At 63.0% G+C, this 23,548-nt stretch carries 31 protein-coding genes; 24 read left to right on the top strand and 7 right to left on the bottom strand.

All coding sequences use genetic code 11. The features are described 5' to 3' along the window. Position 1 precedes the first annotated feature (1 nt). The 18 genes from MRY80_RS27060 to MRY80_RS26975 all read left to right on the top strand — a co-directional run bounded on the left by MRY80_RS27060 (position 2) and on the right by MRY80_RS26975 (position 13,037). Positions 2-2,287 carry a hypothetical protein gene (locus MRY80_RS27060; protein WP_293294993.1) on the top strand — a complete coding sequence of 762 codons (2,286 nt, stop codon included), beginning with the start codon at positions 2-4 and terminating at the stop codon, positions 2,285-2,287. Positions 2,288-2,305: 18 nt separating this feature from the next. Further along, on the top strand, positions 2,306-2,476 hold the full coding sequence (locus MRY80_RS27055; protein ID WP_293294991.1) for a hypothetical protein: 171 nt from the start codon (positions 2,306-2,308) through the stop codon (positions 2,474-2,476). 4 nt (positions 2,477-2,480) lie between these two features. Beyond that, complete coding sequence (locus tag MRY80_RS27050) at positions 2,481-3,266, top strand: hypothetical protein (RefSeq protein WP_293294989.1); 786 nt, start codon at positions 2,481-2,483, stop codon at positions 3,264-3,266. 9 nt (positions 3,267-3,275) lie between these two features. Beyond that, the gene (locus MRY80_RS27045; protein ID WP_293294988.1) at positions 3,276-3,500 is read left to right on the top strand and encodes a hypothetical protein; all 225 of its coding nucleotides are present in this window, start codon (positions 3,276-3,278) and stop codon (positions 3,498-3,500) included. 72 nt (positions 3,501-3,572) lie between these two features. Next, positions 3,573-4,820 (top strand): phage tail protein, encoded by a 1,248-nt coding sequence (locus tag MRY80_RS27040; RefSeq protein ID WP_293294987.1) that lies wholly within the window; start codon positions 3,573-3,575, stop codon positions 4,818-4,820. Positions 4,821-4,831: 11 nt separating this feature from the next. Continuing rightward, positions 4,832-5,368: a phage major tail tube protein gene (locus MRY80_RS27035; RefSeq protein WP_293294985.1), complete on the top strand. Its 537-nt coding sequence runs from the start codon at positions 4,832-4,834 to the stop codon at positions 5,366-5,368. Between the two features lie 4 nt (positions 5,369-5,372). Then, positions 5,373-5,690: a phage tail assembly protein gene (locus MRY80_RS27030; protein WP_293294984.1), complete on the top strand. Its 318-nt coding sequence runs from the start codon at positions 5,373-5,375 to the stop codon at positions 5,688-5,690. A gap of 108 nt (positions 5,691-5,798) precedes the next feature. After that, positions 5,799-8,243 carry a phage tail tape measure protein gene (locus MRY80_RS27025; protein ID WP_293294983.1) on the top strand — a complete coding sequence of 815 codons (2,445 nt, stop codon included), beginning with the start codon at positions 5,799-5,801 and terminating at the stop codon, positions 8,241-8,243. Further along, complete coding sequence (locus MRY80_RS27020; protein WP_293294981.1) at positions 8,243-8,674, top strand: phage tail protein; 432 nt, start codon at positions 8,243-8,245, stop codon at positions 8,672-8,674. Before MRY80_RS27025 ends, MRY80_RS27020 begins: the two co-directional genes overlap by 1 nt. Beyond that, positions 8,662-8,889 (top strand): tail protein X, encoded by a 228-nt coding sequence (locus MRY80_RS27015; protein ID WP_293294980.1) that lies wholly within the window; start codon positions 8,662-8,664, stop codon positions 8,887-8,889. Before MRY80_RS27020 ends, MRY80_RS27015 begins: the two co-directional genes overlap by 13 nt. A gap of 13 nt (positions 8,890-8,902) precedes the next feature. Next, on the top strand, positions 8,903-9,895 hold the full coding sequence (locus MRY80_RS27010; protein WP_293294978.1) for a contractile injection system protein, VgrG/Pvc8 family: 993 nt from the start codon (positions 8,903-8,905) through the stop codon (positions 9,893-9,895). An 11-nt stretch (positions 9,896-9,906) separates the two neighbouring features. Continuing rightward, positions 9,907-10,251: a hypothetical protein gene (locus MRY80_RS27005; RefSeq protein WP_293294976.1), complete on the top strand. Its 345-nt coding sequence runs from the start codon at positions 9,907-9,909 to the stop codon at positions 10,249-10,251. Further along, on the top strand, positions 10,251-10,478 hold the full coding sequence (locus MRY80_RS27000; protein WP_293294974.1) for a hypothetical protein: 228 nt from the start codon (positions 10,251-10,253) through the stop codon (positions 10,476-10,478). The genes MRY80_RS27005 and MRY80_RS27000 overlap by 1 nt, the downstream gene beginning before the upstream one ends. Then, positions 10,478-11,344 (top strand): hypothetical protein, encoded by an 867-nt coding sequence (locus tag MRY80_RS26995; protein WP_293294972.1) that lies wholly within the window; start codon positions 10,478-10,480, stop codon positions 11,342-11,344. The genes MRY80_RS27000 and MRY80_RS26995 overlap by 1 nt, the downstream gene beginning before the upstream one ends. Before the next feature lie 22 nt (positions 11,345-11,366). Continuing rightward, entirely contained in the window at positions 11,367-11,615 is a 249-nt protein-coding gene (locus tag MRY80_RS26990; RefSeq protein ID WP_293294970.1) for a hypothetical protein, read from the top strand. Continuing rightward, complete coding sequence (locus MRY80_RS26985; protein WP_293294969.1) at positions 11,615-11,812, top strand: hypothetical protein; 198 nt, start codon at positions 11,615-11,617, stop codon at positions 11,810-11,812. The genes MRY80_RS26990 and MRY80_RS26985 overlap by 1 nt, the downstream gene beginning before the upstream one ends. Before the next feature lie 50 nt (positions 11,813-11,862). Beyond that, positions 11,863-12,684 (top strand): hypothetical protein, encoded by an 822-nt coding sequence (locus tag MRY80_RS26980; protein WP_293294968.1) that lies wholly within the window; start codon positions 11,863-11,865, stop codon positions 12,682-12,684. 5 nt (positions 12,685-12,689) lie between these two features. Continuing rightward, positions 12,690-13,037 (top strand): hypothetical protein, encoded by a 348-nt coding sequence (locus tag MRY80_RS26975; protein ID WP_293294967.1) that lies wholly within the window; start codon positions 12,690-12,692, stop codon positions 13,035-13,037. Here the strand turns inward: MRY80_RS26975 and MRY80_RS26970 are convergent. Next, positions 13,025-13,297 carry a hypothetical protein gene (locus MRY80_RS26970; RefSeq protein ID WP_293294965.1) on the bottom strand — a complete coding sequence of 91 codons (273 nt, stop codon included), beginning with the start codon at positions 13,295-13,297 and terminating at the stop codon, positions 13,025-13,027. The genes MRY80_RS26975 and MRY80_RS26970 overlap by 13 nt on opposite strands. Positions 13,298-13,396: 99 nt before the next feature. On the opposite strand from MRY80_RS26970, the gene MRY80_RS26965 reads away from it, so the two are divergent. The 4 genes from MRY80_RS26965 (at position 13,397) to MRY80_RS26950 (ending at position 16,019) form a co-directional block, all read left to right on the top strand. Next, positions 13,397-14,236, top strand: coding sequence for a glycoside hydrolase family 108 protein (locus MRY80_RS26965; RefSeq protein ID WP_346433425.1), 840 nt, complete (start codon positions 13,397-13,399; stop codon positions 14,234-14,236). Positions 14,237-14,238: 2 nt separating this feature from the next. Beyond that, a complete protein-coding gene (locus MRY80_RS26960; RefSeq protein WP_293294963.1) occupies positions 14,239-14,460 on the top strand; it encodes a hypothetical protein in 222 nt (73 codons plus the stop codon). After that, on the top strand, positions 14,460-14,741 hold the full coding sequence (locus MRY80_RS26955) for a hypothetical protein (protein ID WP_293294961.1): 282 nt from the start codon (positions 14,460-14,462) through the stop codon (positions 14,739-14,741). The genes MRY80_RS26960 and MRY80_RS26955 overlap by 1 nt, the downstream gene beginning before the upstream one ends. Positions 14,742-15,076: 335 nt before the next feature. After that, positions 15,077-16,019 (top strand): IS630 family transposase gene (locus tag MRY80_RS26950; protein WP_293294959.1). Its coding sequence is split into 2 segments (ribosomal slippage): positions 15,077-15,412 and positions 15,414-16,019, totalling 942 coding nucleotides; the frame shifts between segments, so codons are not numbered across the junction. Positions 16,020-16,490: 471 nt separating this feature from the next. Here MRY80_RS26950 and MRY80_RS26945 read toward each other — a convergent pair. The 6 genes from MRY80_RS26945 to MRY80_RS26920 all read right to left on the bottom strand — a co-directional run bounded on the left by MRY80_RS26945 (position 16,491) and on the right by MRY80_RS26920 (position 22,297). Beyond that, the gene (locus tag MRY80_RS26945; RefSeq protein ID WP_293294957.1) at positions 16,491-17,558 is read right to left on the bottom strand and encodes an HD domain-containing phosphohydrolase; all 1,068 of its coding nucleotides are present in this window, start codon (positions 17,556-17,558) and stop codon (positions 16,491-16,493) included. Next, a complete protein-coding gene (locus MRY80_RS26940; RefSeq protein WP_293294955.1) occupies positions 17,555-19,741 on the bottom strand; it encodes an ATP-binding protein in 2,187 nt (728 codons plus the stop codon). Before MRY80_RS26940 ends, MRY80_RS26945 begins: the two co-directional genes overlap by 4 nt. Beyond that, a complete protein-coding gene (locus MRY80_RS26935) occupies positions 19,738-20,247 on the bottom strand; it encodes a molybdopterin-dependent oxidoreductase (RefSeq protein ID WP_293294953.1) in 510 nt (169 codons plus the stop codon). Before MRY80_RS26935 ends, MRY80_RS26940 begins: the two co-directional genes overlap by 4 nt. 24 nt (positions 20,248-20,271) lie before the next feature. After that, positions 20,272-20,649 (bottom strand): response regulator, encoded by a 378-nt coding sequence (locus tag MRY80_RS26930; protein WP_293294951.1) that lies wholly within the window; start codon positions 20,647-20,649, stop codon positions 20,272-20,274. 244 nt (positions 20,650-20,893) lie between these two features. Then, on the bottom strand, positions 20,894-21,310 hold the full coding sequence (locus tag MRY80_RS26925) for a transposase (RefSeq protein ID WP_293294949.1): 417 nt from the start codon (positions 21,308-21,310) through the stop codon (positions 20,894-20,896). Between the two features lie 21 nt (positions 21,311-21,331). Beyond that, positions 21,332-22,297: a transposase gene (locus MRY80_RS26920; RefSeq protein ID WP_293294947.1), complete on the bottom strand. Its 966-nt coding sequence runs from the start codon at positions 22,295-22,297 to the stop codon at positions 21,332-21,334. Between the two features lie 323 nt (positions 22,298-22,620). Here MRY80_RS26920 and MRY80_RS26915 point away from each other — a divergent pair, with 323 nt between their 5' ends. Next, positions 22,621-22,839, top strand: a complete 219-nt coding sequence (locus MRY80_RS26915; RefSeq protein WP_293294945.1) for a hypothetical protein — start codon at positions 22,621-22,623, stop codon at positions 22,837-22,839. 414 nt (positions 22,840-23,253) lie between these two features. Beyond that, the coding region (locus MRY80_RS26910) for a hypothetical protein (RefSeq protein ID WP_293294943.1) at positions 23,254-23,548 on the top strand (295 nt) is incomplete at its 3' end.

Below are 23,548 nucleotides of genomic sequence, written 5' to 3'. Positions count from 1 at the left end.
CATGGAAAGCATCGTCATCTATCGCGACCGGCAGGAACTCCAGTCGGCGGATCTGAACGCCGCGCAGGAGTTCGCCCGCGCGTCTCTCGATCATGTCGTCAGGGACAGTATCGAGGGGGGCAAGGCCTATGCCGGGTTCTCCGCTTCCAAGACCTCGGCGACCGAGGTCACGCTCTCGCCTGGCCGGCTCTATGCGGGGGGCGCGGTCTACGCGCGGGGCGAGGATATCGTCGTCGACCTGTTCAACGTCCTGCCGCTCATCACGAAGAAGCGGGTCGCGATCGTCGCCTACGGGCAGGAGGTCGAAACCGACGTCCAGCCGCGCGACTTCCTGATCGACGCGCAGACCGGCACGACCGAGCCGCAATCCGTGGCGATGGAGAGCCTCCGCCGGGCCGAGGTCAGCACGGTGGCCGGGACCGAAGGCCCTGACCCGAGCTACCCCGCGACCGACGCGAATGTCACCGTGATCGCCTACGTCCTGCTGGACACGACCGGGGTGGTCTCGATCGAGCAGTGGAAGCCGACGCAACTGCCGAACCTGCGCGATGTGGCCAACCGCACCACGGCGCTCGAAAGCTGGCGCGGGCAGATCAGCGGCCAGGTGGACACGCTGCGCACGGACCTCTCGGCTCTGGCCGATCGCATGCAGGGCTTCGCCACCAAGGCGGAGATCGCCGAACTGACCGAGGAACTCGAGGTGATTCGGCAGGAGGTCTACGCGCCTGCGGCCTATGTCTACTATGGCACGGAGCACTTCCTGACCGAGGACGGCAGCAACACCGCGCACCCCGACTATGATGCGGTTGTCGAAGAGGGCATCCGCTTCCCGCATACCGGCTCGCAGACGGCAGAGCTCGCGCTGCTCAACCCGAACAACGTCTATGTCAACTCCGCCTCCGGCTTCATTCTGCCGAAGTATTCGCACGCCATCCGGCTCGACCTGACGGGCTATGCCTCCGAGGCCCGGCTCGCGCAATACACCTATGAGACCACATCGATCCGGCAGCTCTCGCGGGCGCGGACGCGCCTGCGCTACGGCAGTTCCAGGACCGTCTGCACGAACAGCCGCTGGTGGCGGCAGGGCAGCTACGATCCGGTCGCCAACGTGTTCCGCATCGGCGCCGAGACCTGGGAGGTCGCGGCCGATGACCGTCGCAACGCGCTCATCAACCACCGCTGGATCCGGGTGACCCGCTTCTGGGTCGATACCTATGACGAGCCCTATTGGGAGCACGTGACCACCAGCGACACGATCAACGGCCAACAGGTCGCCCAGACCTTCCTCAATTCCCAGGACGGCTGGCTCAGCCAGGTGGGTCTCTACTTCTCGCGCAAGGCGGCATCCGGCGACGTGACCGTGCTGGTCACCGAGACGGCCTACGGCATGCCGGATCTGAGCCGCGTCATCTCTCGGACCACGCTGCCAGTGGCCGACATTCAGGTCGGCGCAATCTCGACGGAGGCGGGCCTGCCGTCGCTCGTGGAAACGCGCGTGCCGATCACGCCGACCTATCTGCGGGCAGGCCGGCGCCATGCGCTGGTTCTGGTGACGACGGGCGACCACTACGTCGCCATGACGAACACCGACAACGGCGTGGTGCAGGGCACGTTCTTCGTCTCGACCGACGGCGCCTTCTTTGCGGGCAACCTCGTCGATGACATGAAGCTGCGGCTCTACTTCGCGAAGTTCGAGCGCCCGCGGGTGTCGGTCGAGCTGACCTCCTTCCAGCTCGCAGGCGGCATCCTCGATCTGGACGTGACCTTTCCGGGCATCACGCCCCCGGCCTGCCGCTCGGACATCGAGGTGCAGGTGAACGGCGCCTGGGTGGCGCTGGACGTGGCGCCCAACGGCCCCGATCTGACCGGTCTCCCGGCGCTGCTGCCGGCCCGCCTGACGCTGACCGGGACGACGGACCTCATGCCGGGCTTCGGCACCGCGGGCTCGCAGGCGGTGGTGACGCGCCCGAAGACGGCCTTCATCTGGGTGTCCGACGCCCGGGCGCTGGGGTCTGCGACCACCAGCATCAAGGTGGTGACCGACCTCCAGTTCTACCTGGAGGCCGATCACGATTGCACGGTGTCGCTGCTGACGGGCGTGGCGCTGGACGGAACCGAGGCGGCGGATGTCGTCGAGGACGTCACGCTGCCCGACGGCACGCTTCGCCGGACATCGGTCTTCAACGTGACGGCGGTCAGCGACTACGCGGTCAAGATCGTCGGCTCGACGGTCAGCGCCGCATCGGTGTTCCACGTCTCCGAGATGATCGAATACGCACAGAGCTGATGAACAGGAGAGCCTCCCATGGCATCGAAGCCCACGCATTACCGGGTGACGGTCAATCGCCCGTTCGAGCATGCTGGCGCAAAGTTTCGGCCCGGCGCGCGCTACACCGTGACGGCTGCGGTCCATGGCAGCCTCAAGACGGACCATCCCGAGGCGATAGCCAGCGCCGATCCGCTGAAGATGCAGTGACGGCATGCTGCGCTTCGAGGACATTCGTGCTCGCGACAGCGACCGCATCGACCGCGACTTCCTGAACCGGCGCTACCGCCTGATCGCCGAGAGCCTTGCGGCGCTCGATGCGGGCCTGGCATCGGTGAGTTCGGCAACCGACCAGCTGGTCGAGCTCGGGCTGGTCCGGCTCAATGAAGTGCTGGGCCCGGCCCTGGCGACGGCACAGGCGGCGGCCGAGAACGGGTTCCTCGTGGCGACCTCCTCGACCGCGCTGACCCTGACGGTGGGACTTGCGACCACGTTGGCGCTTGATGAAGGCAGCGGTCGGGCCTTGTTCTCGCCGACGCCCATCGTGATCCTGACCCGCATGGGATCAAACGATCCTGACGACTGGGCCGCGTTCCGGGTGAGCAGCTACAATCGGGACAACGGCGGCCTCGCGGGCGAGGTGTTGGCGGTCAACGGCAACATCGGAGCTGCTGAGCACGACGACTGGGTTGTGTCCTGCAGCGCGGGCTTGGCCACGTCGATCCTGACCGCTGCGACCGAAGTGTCGAACGCGCTGGCGTTGGCGCAGCAAGCCGCCATGGATGCAACGGCTGCGGCAGCCACGGCTGAGCAGGTTCTGGCCAGCGGCCCGGTGGCGTCGGTGAACGGCCAGACCGGCATCGTGGCGATCGGCATCGCGGACATTCCGAACCTGACCGCGCAGCTCGCGACGAAGGCGGCAAGCTCTCACGGGCACACCATCGCCGAGGTCAGTGGCCTTCAGGCGGCGCTCGATAACGTAGACGGCGGGACATACTGAGGAGGCGCGATGCGCTCTGCGGTCAACACGATCACCACAAAGCTGGAAATCACCCAAGTCCGGGACGTGCAGGTCACGGATGCGGTGGACGACGGCGAAGGGGGATACATTCGGGCGATCCGTTTCTTGGGGGAGCCTTCGGCGGCGGCGGGGGCGGCGCTCATCCTCGAGGTGCAAATTCGGTCAAGCACCGAGGCGGACCTCGACATCATCACGCCCGCGCTGTCCTTCTGACGCCGGGCACCACCACCCATCGCATGCCGCGCCGCGCCACAAGCGCGGCGTTTTGCTTTCAAGGAGACTGCCATGTCTGACCCGACCTTCGGCATTTCTATCACGCGGATCGACAACGAGCCGCGTCCCCCGGTGTGGAGCGACATGTCCGTGGTGGGCATCATCGGCACCGCCCCAGACGCGGATGCCTCGGTGTTCCCCGCCGATACGCCGGTGTTTGTCTATTCGGATGACGACACGAAGCTGACCGCGCTGGGCGCGACCGGCACGCTGCGCGACGCGATCACGCTTATGAACGCACAGCTCGGAGAATTCCAGGTCGCGGCCAAGGTGGTCGTGGTCCGAGTCGCCGAAGGCGCTGATGCCACGGCGACGATCTCGAACATCGTCGGCGACGGCATCTCGACCGGCCTTCAGGCGTTCATCAATGCCGGCCCCGAGATCGGCGTCATACCGCGCCTGCTTTGCGCCCCTGGCTTCACCAGCCAGCGCACCGCACCGGATGCCAACGCGGTCTGCGCGGCGCTTCCGGCGATTTGCGAAAAGCTGCTCGCTCACGCGGTGGTCGATGGCCCGGCAACGACCGAGCAGGATGCGATCGACTGGCGCGAGACGATGAGCTCGTCGCGCCTGATCCCGGTCGATCCCGCGGTCAAGGTGCTCTCGGGCGGCGTGACCGTGGTGCAGCCCGCATCCCCGGCGGTCGTCGGCATCGCGCTTCGCCGTGACCACGAGAAGCAGGGACGACCGTTCCATTCGTGGGCGAATCAGCCGATCCAGGGCATCGTCGGCCCGAGCCGGCCGGTCAGTTTCTCGCTCACCGACGGCGCGACCGAGGGCCAGCGGCTCTTGTCGGCCAACATCGGCGTCATCCTGCGTGGCGAGATGGGCGTCGAAAGCGCCATCGCGCAGGGCGGTTTCGTCTTCGTCGGCAGCGACAATGCGGGCGAGGATGACCTCTGGCGCTTCTACAACGTCACCCGTGGCCGAGATTACATCCACCTGATGCTGCTCCGGACGCTGCGGTTTTATCTGGGCCGCTTCAATATCACCGGCCAGGCCATCCAGGCGGTCCTGAACACGATGGAGACCGGCCTTCGCAACCTCAAGGCCGACGGCGACATCCTCGGCTTCGAGATCAAGTTCACCCGGGACCAGAACACTTCGCAAGAGCTGCGCCAGGGCCGCTTCACCGTCAACTTCGCCGCCGAGGAGGCCCCGGTGCTGCGGTATCTGGGCGTGCAGTCGGCGCGCTACCGCCCGGCGCTCGATGCGCTGCTCGATGACCTGCTGGCACAGGTCGGCACGATCACCGGCTGAGGGAGAACCACATGAGCAACATCTACATCATGGAGGCCGCGAACCTGTTTTGCGGCGACGACGACCCGACGGCCTCAAAACACCTGACGCTGACCGAGCTGCAACTGCCGAACCTGCAGGAGATGTATCAGGATCACCATCCCGGTGGCTCGCGCGTGCAGATCGAAGTGGCCGTCGGCATTCAGAAACTGGAGGCCTCCTTCAAGCTCGCGGGCTGGGACCCCGATCTGCTCACCCAGTTCGGCCTTGGCGCCAGGGCCTTGAAGAGGTTCACGGCCTATGGCGTGGTCCGCAACAAGCGCACCGGCACCGCGATCGAGGCCAAGGCGGTTCTCGAAGGCCGCCTCGGCCGCGCCAACCCCGAAGCCTTCCAGCGCGGCGAGATGCAGGGCTACGACTACGCGATCAACGAGATCATGCATTACGAGCTGCATTTCGAGGGCGAGGAGAAATTCTACTGGGACTTCTTCACCACCGACTGGCGCGTCGATGGCGCTTCGCAGAACGCGGATGAGCGGTCGATCCTTCGCATCCCCAACGGTTTTTGAGCCCATGGTGCAGCATCGCAATAAACGACTGCCGCTCGCGGCACCCATCACCATGGGCGATCAGATCCTGACCGAGGTCAGCGTCAAGAAGCCCAAGGTCAAGGACCTCAAGACCCTGCAGGACGCTTTGGCGGGGATCGAGGATCAGCTGGAACAGGGCATCGAGATGGCCGCCGTTTTGACCGATCTGCCGCGCGAGGCGATCGAGGAGATGGACACGGATGATTTTACCGCGATCTCCGAGGTGATCTCCGGTTTTTTCCCAAAGGGCACGGCATCCGCGACTGGCGCGCCGTCACAGCCGAAACCGCCCACTGGCTGAACACGCCCATCACGGACTTGATGGACCTGGACTGGCCGGAGCTGGTGCTCTGGCACGCCGAGGCCCGTCGTTTGGTCCGCGCCACAATACTCAAGTGAGCCTGACCCCATGGCAACGCTGACCTCCCAGCTGGTGATCGAGTTGCTCGATCGCGTCACAAGCCCTGCGCGCCAGGCCGCCAGCGCGCTGGCTGGCATCTCAACCCGCATCCGGGAAAACAACGGCCTGCCGATGACCTTCGGCGACCGGCTGAACGCGGCGATCACGCGCAACAATCGTGCGCTCGCCACTGCGCGAGGCGGCCTGGTGGATGCAGCGGCCAGCTTCTACGCTCTTCGGCAGGCCATCGGCGCGCCGATCGAAGCGGCCGCCGCGTTCGAGAGCGCCATGGCCGATGTGGTCAAGGTTGTGGACCTTCCGACGCCGGAGGCCTTCCAGCAGTTCCAGAGGGACATCTTCGCGCTCTCGCGCGACATCCCGATCGCGGTGAACGGGCTGGCCGAGATCGCCGCGGCGGCCGGTCAGGCAGGTATCGCCGGGCAAGACCTGGTCCGCTTCACCGACGCGGCCGCACGGATCGGTGTCGCCTTCGACATCAGCGCCGATCAGGCCGGCGCCTCCATGGCGAACCTGATGACCGCGCTGAACCTGACGATCGACGACACTGTGTCCCTTGCGGATGCGATGAACCACCTCTCCAACAACCAGGCCTCCACCGCGGCCGACATTCTCGACGTGGTCCAGCGTGTGGGTGCACAGGCGACCATGTTCGGCTTCACGGCCGAGCAGACCTCGGCCTTCGCATCGGCCATGCTGGCCGCCGGCGCGCAGAGCGAGGTCGCGGCCACCTCCTTTCGCAACATGGGCGCGGCCCTGACCAGGGGCGCGGCGGCCACGAAGACGCAACAAGAGGCGTTTCAGCAGCTCGGTCTCGATGCCGAAGCGGTGACGCGCTCGATGCAGGAGAACGCGGTCGAGACGACGATCGACGTCCTGCGCCGGATCGGTGAACTGCCGCGCGAGATGCAGGCGGCCGTCTCGAGCCAGCTCTTCGGCAACGAGGCGAGGGCATTGGGGCCGCTTTTGACCAACCTTGGTCTCGTCGAAGACACCCTTGGCATGGTGGGCGATCGCGCCAATTACGCCGGCTCCGCCTTTGCCGAGTTCGAGGCGCGCAACAGCACCTTCCAGGCCAACATGCAGCGGTTCCAGAACGTGCTGAGCGAACTGCAGGTCAATATTGGCAATGCGCTGACGCCGGCGATCACGTCCCTGGCGGAGGCGATCACGCCGCTGATCCTGCGGATTTCTGAACTGGCGGCAGCCTATCCGGAGGTGACCCTGGCGGTCGTGGGCGCCACCGCGGCGGTCATCGCTTTCAAAGGCGCGATGTCGGCGCTGCAGTTTGCCGGGCTCTTGGGCCGTGGCGGTGTGCTCTCGATGATCGCCTTGGGCTACAACACCATCGGCCGAGCCGCCATCGGCGCGCGCACGGCCGCCACTCAGATGATCGGCCTGCAATCGGCTCTGGCGGCCATGGCGGGGCAACCGCTCGGCACGCTGGGGCGCCTGCGGGCGGGCCTCACGGGCATCGCGCTGGCGGTGCCAGGGGTGAGCGCTCTCACGTCCGGCATCGCCGCCATTGGCGCGGCCGTGGCGACGATCTCCGCTCCTGTCTGGGGCACCTTCGCGGCCATCGTGGCCGCGGTCGCCGCGGCTGGCTTCACGATCTACCGCTACTGGGACCGGATCACTGCCGTGTTCCGGGGCGTCGGCCAGGCCATCGGGGAAGCGTTGCAGCCCGGCTTGGAATGGGTCGGCGAGAAGCTGGCCTTCCTGAACCCGGCAGTGGACGCCTTCGGGGTGGCATGGGGTGCGGTCCGTAACCGGCTTTCCGGGCTCGGCGAACTGCTATCCGGCCTGTTCACGCGCGAGACCCTGTCCGAGGAAGAGATGACCAGCATCACAGCGCGAGCGCACGAGGTGACGCAGAACATCATCGGCTTCTTCACGGGCATGCCAGCGCGGATCGGCGAGGCTGCGGGCGACCTGGTCGCGGCCGGCCGGAGGCTGATCCAGTCTCTCCGGGACGGCGCGGTCGAGAAGTTCGACGAGTTCGTCGCGTGGCTGACCGGCATCCCCGGGCGGATTGTCGAGGCGATCGGCAATATCGACCTGTCGAGCATCATCCGGTGGCCGTCACCGCCGGCATGGTTGAGCCGGATCACCGGCGGGGGCAATGATGCCCAAAGCGACCCGGATAACGTCGACGGTCAGCGCGCCAAAGGCGGCCCGATCAGCCGGGGCGCAACATATATGGTCGGCGAGCGCGGCCCCGAGCTGATCACCGCGTCGCGCTCCGGATACGTCCACCCGACAGGCAAGGGCGGGGCAGGTGGCCCGATCGAGGTCTCGATCAACGCGCCGATCACCATCAACGGCGCTGGTTGCGACCCCGAGCGCATTGCGGCGGAGGTTACCCACCGCCTCCAGGAAGCTGTGTGTCAGACCCTGCGCGGCGTCTTCGCGGACACCGGCATGAGGATTGCGTGATGCTGATGATGCTCGGCCCCGTCCAGTTCGAGGTCATGCCCTTCAACACCGACGGCTATGGCCACGGTCATGAGGCGGGCTTTGCGGAGAAGCCGGTCCTCGGGACCCGGCCAGTGCTCGAGTTCGTGGGCGAAGGCCCGGAGAGCTGGACGATCCGCGCGAAGCTCTTCCCCGCGACATTCGGGGGCATGGGCCAGCTCGAACTGCTCTATCAGGCCCGGGCTTCGGGCCGCCCGCAATACATGATGCGGGGCGACGGCGCGCTCATGGGCTGGGTGGTGATCCTCTCGGTCAGCGAGCGGGCCTCGTATCTCGACAGGAACGGCGTCGGCAAGGTCATCGACGTCGACATCTCGGTGAAGCGGTGCGGGTCTCCAGGCGCCGGTTCGTTCTTTTCTCTGCTCGCGGACGTCCTGCTGTGGAACCGGTGATCGAAAGGGTAACGGTCGGCGGGGACGGCCTCACGCTCTCACTGATCGTCTGGCGCCGGTTCCATCGACCGATGCCGGGGCTCGTCGAGCAGATACTCGACCTGAACCCGGGGCTGGCCGACCACGGCCAGACCCTGCCTGTCGGGCTCGCGTTCGACATGCCGATCCCGATCCCGCGCAAACAGCAATTCCTGGACCCGATCCGGCTCTGGTAAGGAGGCCTCCACCTTGTCGAAACAAGCGGTGTTCAACGTCACGGTTGCCGGGACCGATATCACCACCGCGCTGTCCCCGGTCCTGCTGGGGCTGCGGGTCGACGACAAGGTCGGCACCCATGCCGACACCGCCACGCTGACGATCGACGACAGCAATGGCCGCATCATCCTGCCGCAGATCGGCGCGCCCCTCACGGTAGCGCTCGGCTGGGCGGGCGGCGGGGTGCGCGTCGTCTTCGACGGCACGGTCGACGAGGTGAAGTCCTCCGGCAGTCGCGGGGCTGGCCGCATCCTCACCATCGCCGCCAAGGGCGTCGATACGACCGCGCCGCCCAAACAGGGCCAGCAGCGCCATTTCGACGACAAGACGATAAAGGACATCCTGACCGAGGCGGGACAGGCCGCCGGCATCACCAGCGTCGATGTCGATCCCGATCTCGCCTCCATCACCCGCACCTACTTCGAGATGCGCGATGAGAGCTACATCGCCATGGGTGAGCGCCTTGCCCGCGAAATCGGAGGCAATTTCCGCATCCAGGGCATGAAGGCAACAATGTCGAAACGCGACGCCAACTACGTCGCCGCCGTCACCGCCACATGGGGCGTCAACCTGCATTCCTGGGACATCGCCCCGCAACTGGGCCGCACCCGCTTCTCGGCCATCCGAACTCGCTGGTACGATCTCGACAAGGCGCAGTGGAGGGCGACCGAGAACGCCACCGGCCTCGACGTGGATGCCGCCTATGCCGACCGCATGCCGCGCGCCAACGAGGCCGAGGCCGGCCAGCACAACGCCTCCGACAAGGCGACCACCAATCGCGACAAGGGCGGCGGGGCCGTCACCATCGAGGGCAATATCGGCGCCATCCCCGACGGGCTCTGCTTCATCGTCGGCGCGCGGCCTGGCGTCGATGGCGCATACCGCATCGACAGCGTCACCCACACCTATGGCCGCGGCGGCGGCTTCGTCTCCCAACTCTCGCTCAAGCAGCCGCAGACAGGCTGATCGGAGGCGCCATGACAGTCGACGTCAGCGACGGCCCGGCGATCGTCGTCGGTTATGAATACCGCCTGCAGGTGGAGGCGAACCGCGATGTCTTTCCCGAGGGCTGCACGCTCGCAGCACAGGTCCGCTCCAGGGTGAGCGACGCCATCATCCTGGCCACGTTGACGACCGAGAATGGCGGGCTTGTGCGCAAGGCCGATGCAATCGTCGAGATCGTCATGGCGCCGATGCAAACAGGGGCCATGGCGGTCGGCACGGTCGTGCTCGACATGGTGCGCACCGATCTCGATCCCGACCGGCATCTCCAGTTCACTCTCGAAATCCCGGTCATCCTGCCTGTCACGCGGGGGCTTTGATGGCGGAGGCGATCGCGGTCACAGCCCTCGGCGGCCCGATCCGCGTCAGCGTCACATCGAGCGAGCCGGTCAAGGCACGCGTGCTGGCGGCGCCCGTCACGATCCGCGCGCTTGGAACACCGGGCCCGAAGGGCGACACCGGCCAACAAGGCCTCAAGGGTGACAAGGGCGATCCCGGCATCACCCTTCTTCCAACCGATGCACCCATAAATGGAGGCTTCTTCTGATGGCCAACACGATCCAGTTCAAGCGTCGCGTCTCGGGCAATGCCGGCGCACCGGCAGCCCTCAAATCCGGCGAGGTCGCCCATAACGAGGTCGACGACACCCTCTATATCGGCAAGGGCGATGACGGCTCCGGCAATGCCACCTCCATTGTGCCCGTCGCCGGCAAGGGCGGCTTTGCCGATCTGTCGACCGCCCAGACGGTCGCCGGCAAGAAGACCTTCTCGAGCGTGCCGGCCTCCTCGCAGGACGCTTCGGCAGGCAGCGACCTTGTGCGCAAGGCGCAACTCGACAGCGCCATTGCCGGCGTGGCCATCTCTACCCTTGGCGATATTGGCGATGTGACCATCACCGACATGGTCTCCGGCGAAGTGGTCGCATGGAACGGCGCCGCCTGGATCAACCGCACGCTGGCCGAGGCCGGCATCGCGGCTGCAAGCCACGCCCATGCCATCTCTGATGTGACCAATCTCCAGACGAGCCTCGACGCCAGGGCGCCGCTGGCCTCGCCGGCGCTGACCGGCACCCCCACGGCGCCGACGGCGCCAGGAGGCGCCAACACCACCCAGATCGCCACCACCGCCTTCGTCGCCTCCGCCGTGGCCGCCCTGGTCGATGCCGCGCCGGGCACGCTCGACACGCTCAACGAACTGGCCGCGGCTCTTGGCGACGATCCGAACTTCGCAACCACGATCACCGCCAGCATCGCCGGCAAGCTCGCCATTGCCTCCAACCTGTCGGACCTCGATGACGCGGCTGCCGCGCGCACCAATCTCGGCCTCGGCTCCATGGCCCTCCAGGCCGCAGGCAATGTCGCCATCACCGGCGGCGCGATCGACAACATCGCCTTTGACTGCGGCACATTCTGATCACGGACGCAAACCGACACCCATGGCCATAGCCCTGACCATCAAGCGCGGATCGCGCGCGCAGATCGAGGCGGCGGCGTCGAACGGCGCTCTTGTCGCCGGTGAGCCCTATCTCGTCACCGACGAGGGCCGCATCGCTGTCGGTCTGTCGGGATCCTCATACGAGGTCTTCGCCAAACTCGCCGAGGCCGGGGGCGAAACAGGCGATCTCGATTACGGGCTGATCTCCGGCCTGCCAACGAGCGCCACAGATTACGGGAGCATCGCCTGATGGCGCAACAGGTTCAGTTGCGACGGGGCTCGACCGCCGAGCATTCCACCTTCACCGGCGCTTCCGGCGAGATCACCGTCGACACCACGAAAAAGACCGCCGTCGTCCATGACGGCGCCACGGCCGGCGGCCACCCGCTGGCAAGACAGGCCCACGATCACGCCCCGACAGACACGATCGACGGCGGCTCCTACTGAGCAGGTCGAAGCACCACCACCCCGCCATATAGCCACGAGAGGGCCGGCACATGCCGATCAGACTGAAACGCTCCGCGGTCGCCGACAAGGCGCCGCAGACCACCGATCTCGACCTCGGCGAGTTGGCCGTCAACACCCATGACGGCCGCCTCTTCACCAAGAAGGATGACGGCGCCGAGGCCATCGTCGAATTCTCGAAGGTCGGCCACGACCATGATGGCATCTACGAGCCAGCGGACGCCTCGATCCTCAAGGCAGCCAATATCGGCTCGACCGTGCAGGCCCATGACGTCGATATCGCCACGCTCGCCGCTTCGCAGGCCGAGATGGAGGCCGGGACTGAAGCCGCCCTGCGGTCCATGTCGCCCCTTCTGGTCAGGCAGGCCATTGCCGCCAATGCCGGGGCTGGCGGATTGACGCTCCTGTCGACGGGATCGACGGCGGGATCGACCTTCGAACTCACGGTGAGCGGCTATGCTTATCACCAGATCCTTGTCTACGACCTCGATCCGCTTGGCAACTACAAGACGCCAACGGCGCAGGTTCAAAAGGGCACCGGCGGCAGCGCGTCAAACCTGCCGTTTCTGTATTCCCGCGCCGACGGCGGCGCGATCACGACGGGCAGCTTGGATTACACGATCGAACTGGGCCTCAGTCAGGCCAACGAGCCCCTGGAAGGCATCCTTGAACTGTTCGGCTGTGCGGGTGGGCCGGTCGTTCTGAAATGGATGTTTTATGTCTACAACAGTTCCGAGAAGCTTTCCTTCGGCACGGCGATCCACCCGGGCGCTCCGACCTCGGTGGACGTGTTCCGGTTCTATTATCCGGGCGACAGCATCGCTGGCGGTCAATATTCTCATTATGCGGGGTGACCATCATGGCGCGAATGAAGACCATTGACGGCGTCCTTGTCGAAATGACGCCGCAAGAAGAGGCAGCCTTTGTGGCTGCGCCCATCCCCCGGCCCACGCCGGAAAAGGTGAAGGCTGAGGCCATGCGCCGCATCCTCGCCATCTGCCCCGAATGGAAACAGCGCAATCTGACGGCGCAGGCCGTGATCCTCGCCGACAAGGGCCGAGCCAACTGGACGGCGCAAGATCTGGCCGCATGGGATGCCGGCAAGACGATCTGGGACCGGATCGACGCCATGCGCACCGCGTCCAACGCGCTTGAAGCCATGGACCCGATCCCGACAGACTATCGAGACGACCGCTACTGGCCGTAGGTGACGGACCGGTTCGGCGAGCTTTGGCCCGGTCGTGGGAAGGGGAGGATCAACTTGTGGATCGTCACATTCATGGCATTCGGCGTCAGCGTGACCACCATCCGCAAATCCTGCTCATAGGCCCCGCCGGCCTGCGCGACGACCTCAGCCATGAGTTCTCTGGCATAGTCCAGCGCATGCGCCTCGTCAGCCAGATCCACGCCGTCTGCATCCATGTAAAGGGTTTGTGATGACTTCAGATGAAAATAGTAGCGCGGCACCGTCAGACCTCTCCTTGTCGAATGCAAAAGCGTGCGTGGTGCATCTGACAGGTCCGTGTCATCGGCGAGTTTCGCACAAGGGTACAATTTTATCGGTTCGTGCGTTTATCGGGATGTGAATTCCCGCCTGCTTTCGCCGCAGCGCAAAAGACGGTCCTGTCCCGCCCATATTCCTCGGCCCGCAGTGCTGAGCAAAGCAACGGACCGAAGCTATCAACCCTTCCAAATGACCAAAGAGGTTTTCCCGTGGACGCAAACTTCCAGCGGGCGCTTTCGCGCGTCCTGAAACATGAGGGCGGCTATGTCGACCACCCCAAAGACCCCGGTGGCGCGACAAACAGGGGCATCACCCTCGCCACCTTTCGCCGCTACGTGAAGCCGAAAGCGACAAAGGCGGACCTGCGCGCCATCACGGATGCGCAAATCACCACGGTTTACAGGCGTCACTACTGGGACGCTGTTCTCGGCGCTGAACTGCCCTCCGGCGTTGATTACGCTGTGTTTGATTTTGCCGTTAACAGCGGCCCTTCGCGCTCGGTCAAATTCCTTCAGCGTGTGGTTGGCGTCACGCAAGACGGGCGCATCGGGCCGATTACGCTTGCCGCCTTGGCAAAAGATGATCCGCAGGACGTGGTCTCCAAACTTTGCGATGCCCGGCTGGCGTGGCTCAAGCGGCTGGAGACGTGGCCGACATTCGGCAGGGGCTGGGAGCGCCGCGTGAGCGAGGTGAAGCGCGACGCCTTTCTCGATGCCGCCGACACGGCAATCGCCAGGGCGACTGTCAATGGCATCGAGGATGTCGGCGCGGCCGTCGAGGCCATCAAGGCTGACGAGGACTTCAAGCGCAAGCGCATCGCCGATGGCGCCGTCGCGGGTGGGCTGGCCGCATCCGTCATCGCGGCCGGTGCGGTGATCTGGAAATGGCTGATCGGAGGTTGAGCATGCTGAAATACATTCTGCCCAAATCGCTGACATGGTGGACCGGTGTCGCTTCGATTGTCACCGGTGCGGCCCAGATTGCCGCCCCGGACGCAAAAGCAATCGGGCAGGTGGGCGAGGTCCTCTCGCTGGCCAACGGCGCCGGCTCCGCGCCGACGCCCGCCACGCTGATCGTGCTCGGTCTCGGCCTGATCGGCCTGCGCCGCAAACTGGAGGGCCAATGATGGGCGACGCCGATGATGCCCGCCTCGACCGCATCGAGCAGAAACTCGACAAAATGGCCGAGGCGCTCGTCTCGCTGGTGCGCATCGAGGAACGCACCAGCACGCTGTTCAAGCGGCTCGACGCCACCGACGAGCGCATGAACAGCCTGTCGAAACGCGTGGCCGACCTCGAAAAGACCAGCGATACGCGCGGCGTCACCTTCGCGCTCGTGGACCGGGTCTTCTGGATCGCCATCACCGCTGCCGTCGGCATGGGCGCATACTGGGTGCGCGGTGGTTGAGCCCGGAAACGACGATGACGGGCCATCGCCCATCTCCTACGTCTCGCTCAAATCCAAAGTGGCCCAGTTTTGCGCCGCCCCGTGGCCCAATTTTCCTCCGACGTTGACAGCAGCTCATCCCGTCATCAATCGCGGCGATCAAGCGCGCCCGCAAATCCATTGAAAGAGGCTGTCCCATCCATGCCGACCTCCTGCACCCGGCAGGAAGCATGAATCAGAAACCCTCTGATTTGGGAATCCCTAGAGCGTTTCACGTTTTGAGTGAATCGGAATGGATTCCCTCTGGTCGGGATTTGTGATTCAAGATGCTGGCTGGGACAGGAGGCCAGCATCGAATGACGGCACCTCTTTCCAATGATTTGCGTGAGCGTGTGGTCGCTGCGGTTCTTGCTGGCGAAAGCTGTCGATCAGTCGCTGTCCGGTTTGGCGTTGCGGTCTCTTCGGTCGTGAAGTGGTCACAACGTTACCGAGCGACCGGATCAGTAGCGCCGGGCCAGATAGGCGGACATCGCAAGTCGGTTCTTGAACCGCATCGTGACTTCATCATCGAGCGGCTCGGGCAGACGCCGCATCTGACCCTGCAGGGTCTGAAGGGCGAGCTTGCGGCACGGGGCGTGAAGGTGTCGCACAACGCGGTCTGGCTGTTCCTGCGGCGCGAGGGCCTGCGGTTCAAAAAAAACATTGTTCGCCCTTGAGCAGGCGCGCGCCGACATCGCCCGCAGGCGACGGCGGTGGCGATCCTTTCAAGGGCGTCTCGATCCACGGCGGCTGGTCTTCATCGATGAAACCTGGATCAAGACCAACATGGCCCCGCTGCGCGGTTGGGGGCAAAAGGGCAAACGCCTGCGTGGCTTTGCCCCGCATGGCCACTGGCGCACCCTGACCTTCCTCGGTGCGCTGCGTCATGATGGCCTTGTCGCACCGTGCGTCTTCGACGGCCCGATCAATGGCGAATGCTTCCGGGCCTGGGTCGAGCAACAACTCGTGCCTGTGCTCGAACCCGGCGACATCGTCGTCATGGACAATCTGGGATCGCACAAGTCGGTCGAGGTGCGGCGAATGATCCGCGCCGCCGGTGCGCGGATCTGGTTCCTGCCGCCATACTCACCCGACCTGAACCCCATCGAGCAGGCATTCGCCAAGATCAAACATTGGATGCGCGCCGCCCAAAAGCGAACAATCGAAGACACATGGCGACACATCGGACACCTGGTCACAACAATCGAACCCGACGAATGCGCCAATTACATGCAAAACGCTGGATACGCTTCCACCTAAACGTGAAACGCTCTAAAGATTCAGGACGCTCGAAAAACGCTCTAAAACAACGTGTGCTACCACGAGAGCCTCGGCAACCTGACGCCCGCCGATGTGTACTTCGGGCTTGCCGTGCAGATCCTGAAACAACGAGAGTAGATCAAACGCAAAACCATGCTCAAGCGGCGCTTGCGCCACCAAACGGAAAACGCATAACCTCAATCAAGGATGAGCCAGAGCCTCCAAACGAAAGGACGCTCAAATGTCCCAAATTATCTGACGACGAACAATGATCTCATGCCCTGTAACTTCAAGCCGCAGTAACGCAATCGCGGTCAGACCGGACGCATACGCTCAAAACTTCTGACGACGGCCACCCCATGAAGCTGGCGGCGGCGACCCCATGGCCTGGTCCCGCAAATCGCGCAACGCGAAATCGAATACAGGCTACAACTATCTTACCGAACAACGCAGTCAGGCGAACGCCGTTCGCTATTCGCGACCGTCGAAATCGACGTGGTCGCGACATATGCTGAATATCTCGGGCGAGGCCTCGGTGAAAGCGTCGACGCAGTCCGGATCAAACTGGCTAGCTGCGCGGGAGCCGATATAGGCCGCAGCCTCGTCGATCGGCCAAGCCGTCTTGTAGGGACGTTCGGTCGTCAGCGCATCGAAGGTGTCGGCGATAGCGACGATACGCGCCGAAAGCGGGATATCCGTTCCTGACAGGCCGGCCGGATAGCCGGAACCATCATAGCGTTCGTGATGAAACTCGGCGACTTCCTTCGCCATACGCATCAATGCCGACTTCGCTCCCTGGAATATCTCGGCTCCTATCACCGTATGACGGCGCATCTCTACAACCTCTTCAGTGTCGAGCTGTCCTGGTTTCTCCAGCACCGCCTCCCGAATGCCGACTTTTCCGATGTCGTGCATTGGCGCCGCGAGTTCGAGATCCCGGCAAAATTCTTCCGGTAATCCCATCCGGCGGGCAATGACGCCGCTGTACAACGCGACGCGCTTAGTGTGGCGCGCGGTATCATCGTCCCTGTAGCCGGCGGCGAGCGTCAACCGCTGGATGATCTCCTCTTCGCGTTCGCGCAGTTCCGCAGTCGCCTTGTCGACTTCCTGGCGGAGCAAGGCCTCGCGTTCCGCCATGGCGATCTGTGCCTTGCGCAGACGGATCATATTCCTAATACGGGCGGTGAACTCGACTAGGTCTACCGGCTTCCGCAGGAAGTCGATAGCACCGGCCTCCAAGGCTGACAGATGCAATTCCCGCTCGCTGGCGGCCGTGATGATGACGAAAAGCTTGTCGGCATGTTCGGGGGAGCTTGACAGGCGTTCGATGACCTCGAGCCCGTTATGGTTGGGCAGCATGTAGTCGATAATGGCTATGTCGAATTCGACGCCGGGAAAATCGGCGAACAATTCCGCCGGATCGGTATAGGGAACCGATTCGCAGCCGCGGATACGCTCGACTCGTTTCAAAAAGGTCTGCAGAGTCGAACGGCTGTCCTCGACCAAAAGGATTCGTATGGGGCGTTCAACGTCTGTCATGCCGCCTTCTCCGGTATTTCAAGTCCTTCGAATTGCTCGCGCAATCTGGCTACGTCATCGGCCCGCGGCCGGGCAGTACGCAGGGTGGTCGCCACCTCGGCGACGCCATCGAGGCCTAAATTCAGCGCGGCACCCTTCAACGTATGCAGCAATCGGTCGCGCAAATGCTCGTCGCTCGCCCCATCGGTCTCGAGTACCCTCAGTAGATCACTGGCTTCGCCGAGAAAGGCGGACAGCAGTTCGCGGAACTGTGCCGCGCCGAACAATTCGATCATCTCGGCCTGGCGGTCCGAAATCGCCCACGGCGCCGGCCCGTCCTGAGGCGTCACTTGCCTCAAAGTCACGCGTTCGAAGAGCGCGCGCAGGCGATCCAGCGTCACCGGCTTAGATTCAAATCCGTCGAAGCCGGCGGCGATGCAGCGTTCGCGATCCTCCTCCGACGAATTCGCTGTCATGGCGATAATCATGGTCTGAGCGTTCGGCCCGTTGCCGGCGCGGATCGCTCGAACTGCCTCGATGCCGTCCATCAATGGCATCTGGATATCCATCAGTATGAGATCGAATTTTTTGCGCGAAGCGATCTCGACTGCCTCGATGCCATTTTCGACGATAACAGCGGTTTGTCCGAGCTTGGCGAGAAACCGCACAGCGACCCGGCTGTTAACGGCGTTGTCCTCAACCAGAAGTGTGCGTACTGTATTCAGCGCGATATCGGTGGCGGAAAGCGTTTCGGCAGGTGCCGGTGTATGCGCATTTTCGGCCACCTCTACCGGGATCTCGAACCAGAAGGTCGAGCCACCATCGCGGTTAGGGCGCATACCGATCGTTCCGCCCAACGCCTCGACAATATGCTTGCAGATCGTCAGCCCCAGACCGGTGCCGCCGAAACGACGGCTAATCGACGAATCGATTTGGCTGAACGGCTCGAACAACTTCTTGCGGCCGGCAGCGTCGATTCCGATACCACTGTCGCTTACCCGAAACTGGAGATAAGGCTTTCCACCGCGATCCATCAGGTCAGCGGAAAGTATAATGTCCCCCTCGTTAGTGAACTTTACAGCATTGCCGAGAAGGTTGATGAGAACTTGGCGCAAACGTGTTGGATCGGTTCGAAAGGCAATTTCGCAAACGGTGTCTACGACTTCGGTGTGCAAAGCCAATCCCTTTTCCAGGGCGCGCCCGCGCACGATGTTGAACGACTCTTCGATGAGTTGGCAGACTGCGGTGGGCTTGTACTCGATTTCCAATTTACCGTGTTCGATCTTTGAATAGTCGAGAATGTCCGTTAGCATTTCCAGCAACGCATGACCGGACGCGCGGATCACATGAACGCACTCGGCGGTGTCGCGCGGTAAGTCTTCGGTATCGATCAATTCGGCCATCCCGAGAATGGCGTTCAACGGGGTCCGGATCTCGTGACTCATCGTGGCTATGAACTGGGACTTGGCCCGGTTTCCCGCTTCCGCCGCTTCCCAGGAGCGCGACAGTTCTCGCGATATTTCGTCTGATCGCTCGGCAAATGCGAGGGCACTCGACACCTGGCGGCGCATAGTCAGGATCAGCGCGAGGAGAGAAAACACAAGGATTACCACGATAGCCGCCGCCACGTTTCCCAAACGAATCATCAAATTGCGGTTTTCGGCGCGTTGCGTCGAGATCGTGCTGTTGGTGAAACTCAGGAAATCCTCGGTCGCATTGGCGAGTTCCTTGAACCGGTCCTCGACGCCTTCGAGCAGTTCCTTCGATGGCTCGTTTCCCTCAGCGATGGCGTTGAAAATAGGTTCGAAATCCCGGATCTCGTTCTTGGCTTCGCCTATCCGGAGCCGTACCTCCGAGTTTTTCGTGAAATAGTCCTGGTATATGGAGTTCTCTAGGATGGTCAGCCGTGAGTAAAGGATGTCATAGCGCAAGCTGAGTTCCTGCAAATCAGTGTCTATTTCGTCGGATGAATGGACGTAGCGCTCCAACGCGATGGCGAGTTTTCTGGTCTCGCGGTCAAGTTGGTACACGGCCCAGATCGCGTCCTCTCGGACGGAACTTCGTAGTGAGTCCTGGGTACGAGAGATCGATACATAGAGCGCGATCAGAGCCACGAGTACAACAGCCGAGACTACCTGCAGGATCCACGCAATACGTTTGATCCTGATAACAGAACGGTGATCACGGGTGTCAAACGGTCTCATTCGACGACTTCGATCTCCATGATCTGCCAGACCGATCGGGTGAAATATTTCTCGTTGTAGAGATTCGGATTCGTGTCGAAAGGATATATCAAAAACAGCGGTCCTTTTTCACGCACGGACATCGGTTTGCCGTTCATTTTTATTGCCAGGATCGTGTCAAACTCGATGGCGTCGCTAGCCGGAACCTCGGCAGCGTAATCGTTGAGCGCGCGCACGATCAGCTTAGATCCCTTTGAGCCGACTTCATCAAGTACCGCGCGCAGATAGGGTCCGGAAAACCGGGTTTCGTCCTCGATCCAGGGCGTCTTCATCATCGCCTCGCGGCCTGGCAATGCCGCAAGCATGGCCTGATCGAACTTGGCGACACCGTCGGAATTTGTCTGCGTGATAGCACCCTTCACAGTCAGTATGACACTGCCAGTCGGCTGTTCGAGCGCGGTCGCGGCATTGGCGCAAAGACAAAGCGTGCCGGCAGCGGCGGCGCAGCGCAATATGAAAGATTTCATGCCATATACTTTCGTTAGCGAAACTCAGGCCGCATCGCGGTCGATGATGCTTTCAAGGAGGCGCTTGCGGAATTCCAGCGCACAGACCGGCTTGGTCAAAAAATCCGTGACGCCGGCGTCGATCGCACGGGAACGCAATCGTTTTTCCTTGGCTATCGTCACCATGATGATCGGTACGCTGTCGTAATCTTTGAGGAGGCGGACGGAACGCGTGAACTCAATGCCGTCCATTTTTGGCATGAAATAGTCGACAATCAGAGCGTCAAACCGCTCGCGGGCACATAAATCCAGCGCATCGTACGGACTGGTCGTCATGACCGTTTCCGTATCGAAGACCTTGCGGGCAAGCTGCTTAAGCACCGCGCAGTTGGTCGCAATGTCGTCGAGGGCGAGGAATTTCATTTCCTATTTCCTTTTCCGAGTGGACAACTTCCGATAAAAATCGGATTCCGAATTTGGATTCCAATTTCAATTATTGTCCTGATGTGCGGCGAGAGCAAGCTTGAGAGCCGGATTTAAAAGTAGTTGAGAGCCTGTCGGCCAATAGGCGTGTTTTCAGGTTCTCCGCGCTCCAGCGCGCCATGGCGGCGTAGAGAGCCGCGTTCTGGCGGTTCATTGAGGCCGTTTTTCGGCCGTTTTGTTGGTTCTACCCGTCTTTTTCTGTTCGGCGGACGGACTCCCGGTGCAGTTTTCGAAGGTTGTGAACGGCGGCCTGCAGCTGCCACTCGCCGCGACAGAGCTCAAGCCCGCGCATGCTGAAGCGACCGGCATCCTGGCGATCCTTCATCTGGCCGAACACCGGTTCGACGCTGGCCCCCTGTAGACGGTAGAGCGCCCGGCCACGCTTGGTGCGCAGCTTGCGATCCATGCGATCGCGCGCGGTCATGGACTTGGGCATCCGCCCACGCGGCGGCGGAGCCTCTCGCAAGGCAGCTCGCTGCTTGTGGTCTTTCTGGGTTGCGATGAACAATTCGCATTCCTCGGTCTGGCTTTCGGCATTCGCCTCCGACCAGTACCCGGCATCCGCAACCGCCGCCCCGAGAACCGCTTCCTCGCCCAGCACTGCTTCGGCATTCGCCTGCGCCTAGTCGATCATCCCGGTAAGTTGGCGCACATCATTGGCCTCGGTGGTGACGTCAGCGGCCAGGATGATCTGTCCCGTCGTCACAACCGCCTGCGCGTTGTAGCCCTGCACCCAGCCGCGCCGTGTCTTCAGGATGCCGCTCTGCGGATCCGTGGTGTTGGCCTCCGTGTCGGGATCGACGCTCGGGTCGGGCTCCTTGGGCTTGCGTTCGCGCTTGCGCCTGCCGGTGGCCTTCTCCTCGGCCTCCCGTTGCGCGATCTTCTTCTCCTGGCGGGTGGCAGCAGCGGCAGCCTGAGCCTGGAGCTTCTCCTGGCTGGCCTTCAGCCGGGCCAGACGGTCTCCGCGCCGCTTCAAATCGCCAGGCAGGGTCGGATCGCTGGCCTCGGGACCGAACTGTCGATCCTCGCGGGCATCCGTCGCCTCGACCTCCGCCAAAACCCGGTTGATCTGCTCCTCGATCGTGCTGGCCGTATGGTTGGCGTCGAGCGACGCGTTGGCTTTCACCTTGGTGCCGTCCAGCGCTCCCAGCCAAAGACGGATCAGTCCCGCCTCCCGGCACAATTCCAGCACATGGAGGAAGACGCCCTTCATCCGCTCGGCATGGCGCTGGCGAAAGCGTACGATGACGCTGTGGTCGGGAACGTCGTCGCCGACGATGAACCGGTAGCCGGCATCGCCGACGATGAACCGGTAGCCGGCATCGCGCCGGCACAGCCGCTCGATCGCCCGGCTCGACCGAACCCCGTGGCTGTAAGCGTAGATCAACAACGCCAGCAGCATCGACGGCGCAAAAGGCGGCTGGCCTGCGCGACCGACCTTGCAGGTCGCCTCGAAGTCGCTGAGGTCCATAAGCCCGACAGCATCCACTACGACGTGGACGATGTCTCCCTCGGGCAACCAGTCCATCATGTCGACCGGGAGCAGGAAGCGTTGGCGACGGTCCGGTTGGCGGAAGAAATGGGCCATGGCGATCCCCTCAACGGCTGCTGATGCTCAGCGAATCATGCCGCTCACAGCCCCGTCAACCGATTGGCGGCGAGCCGGACCGGAATTCCGACCGAAAGGCGCCGATTCTGCAACAGGCTCCAAATCAGATTGATTTTGGTCCTTGACCTGCGTTGAATTGCGAACGAGTTTCGGCTCGTCCCGGCCTCGGTCCCCCATGCCTTATGATGTCGGGGCTCGCCGGATCGATTGTGTCGCTTCGATCCGGCGTCAAATTCAATGCTCGCCGAGCGGTGGGCAGGGATTGCTTGCACGATCTGCCCATGGATCAGAAGGCCAGTTGAATGGAAGATTACGGCAACTTCGTGCGAATCGCTGTCGAAGCGATACCTGAAAACACCGCCATTGCGAGGGCTACGGCTTATGTTCGTGCCCGACAGGCGATCCAGCGGCAGTTGGACAGGGGGGCTTTTGATGAAAAGACCAGGCAAGCGATCATTGGCCGTCTGGAAGACGCGATTCTTGATTTCGAGGCCGCGCTTCTTGTGAACTCCGGCCAATAGGCATTTCTGAGCGGTGATCTTTGTGCACCGACATGTCATTGCCGGGCCGCGAGGCCTGAAGAGTGGGGTGAGGGCGCCTTTTTGATCATCGAGGCTGATGCCGAAGCGGCTGAACCTCGCTCGCATTGAGGCCCCGGTATAGGACGATTGCCATTGGCGGCCAAGTGGGGGGCAAGAGCTTCGACCCTGTTCTCCATCAAAGTTCGTGCGCCTGGCCGTGGCCGCGCGCCTTCTTGGGGCGGTGGGGCGCGTGCATGCGCATCGACTGCCGGAGCGAAGCGAACCTCATCGCCCGTGTTGCGCTCATGCAACCATCAATGAAACTTTTTTGAAGGGGCATTTGGGGGTTTGACTGGCGTCGGTCCTGTGGTAGCTCCGAAATTGGCTTTTTGATGTCTGCGAGGGGACAATTTTATGAATCACCGTATCCTGAAGGCCCTTATGGCCTCGACCGTTCTGGGTCTTGTGGCGTCGCCCGTGGTGTCTGCCGAAATTACGGGGCCGACATCTTCGACCTATGTGATCGGCGATCACGACAGCCTGACGATCACGTCGAGCGGATCGATCGCTGTTACGGGTAACGACAATGACGGTGTTGACGGGTATGATGATGCCAATCACATCACCGTGATCAATAATGGTTCGATCACAACGAACGGACTTCGCTCTGACGGCATCACGGTGCGGGACTTCGATGCCAATGCGGGCG

It is taken from the genome of Oricola sp., assembly GCF_022763245.1.
Classification (GTDB): domain Bacteria; phylum Pseudomonadota; class Alphaproteobacteria; order Rhizobiales; family Rhizobiaceae; genus Oricola.
This window is presented reverse-complemented; position numbering and strand designations above follow the sequence as displayed.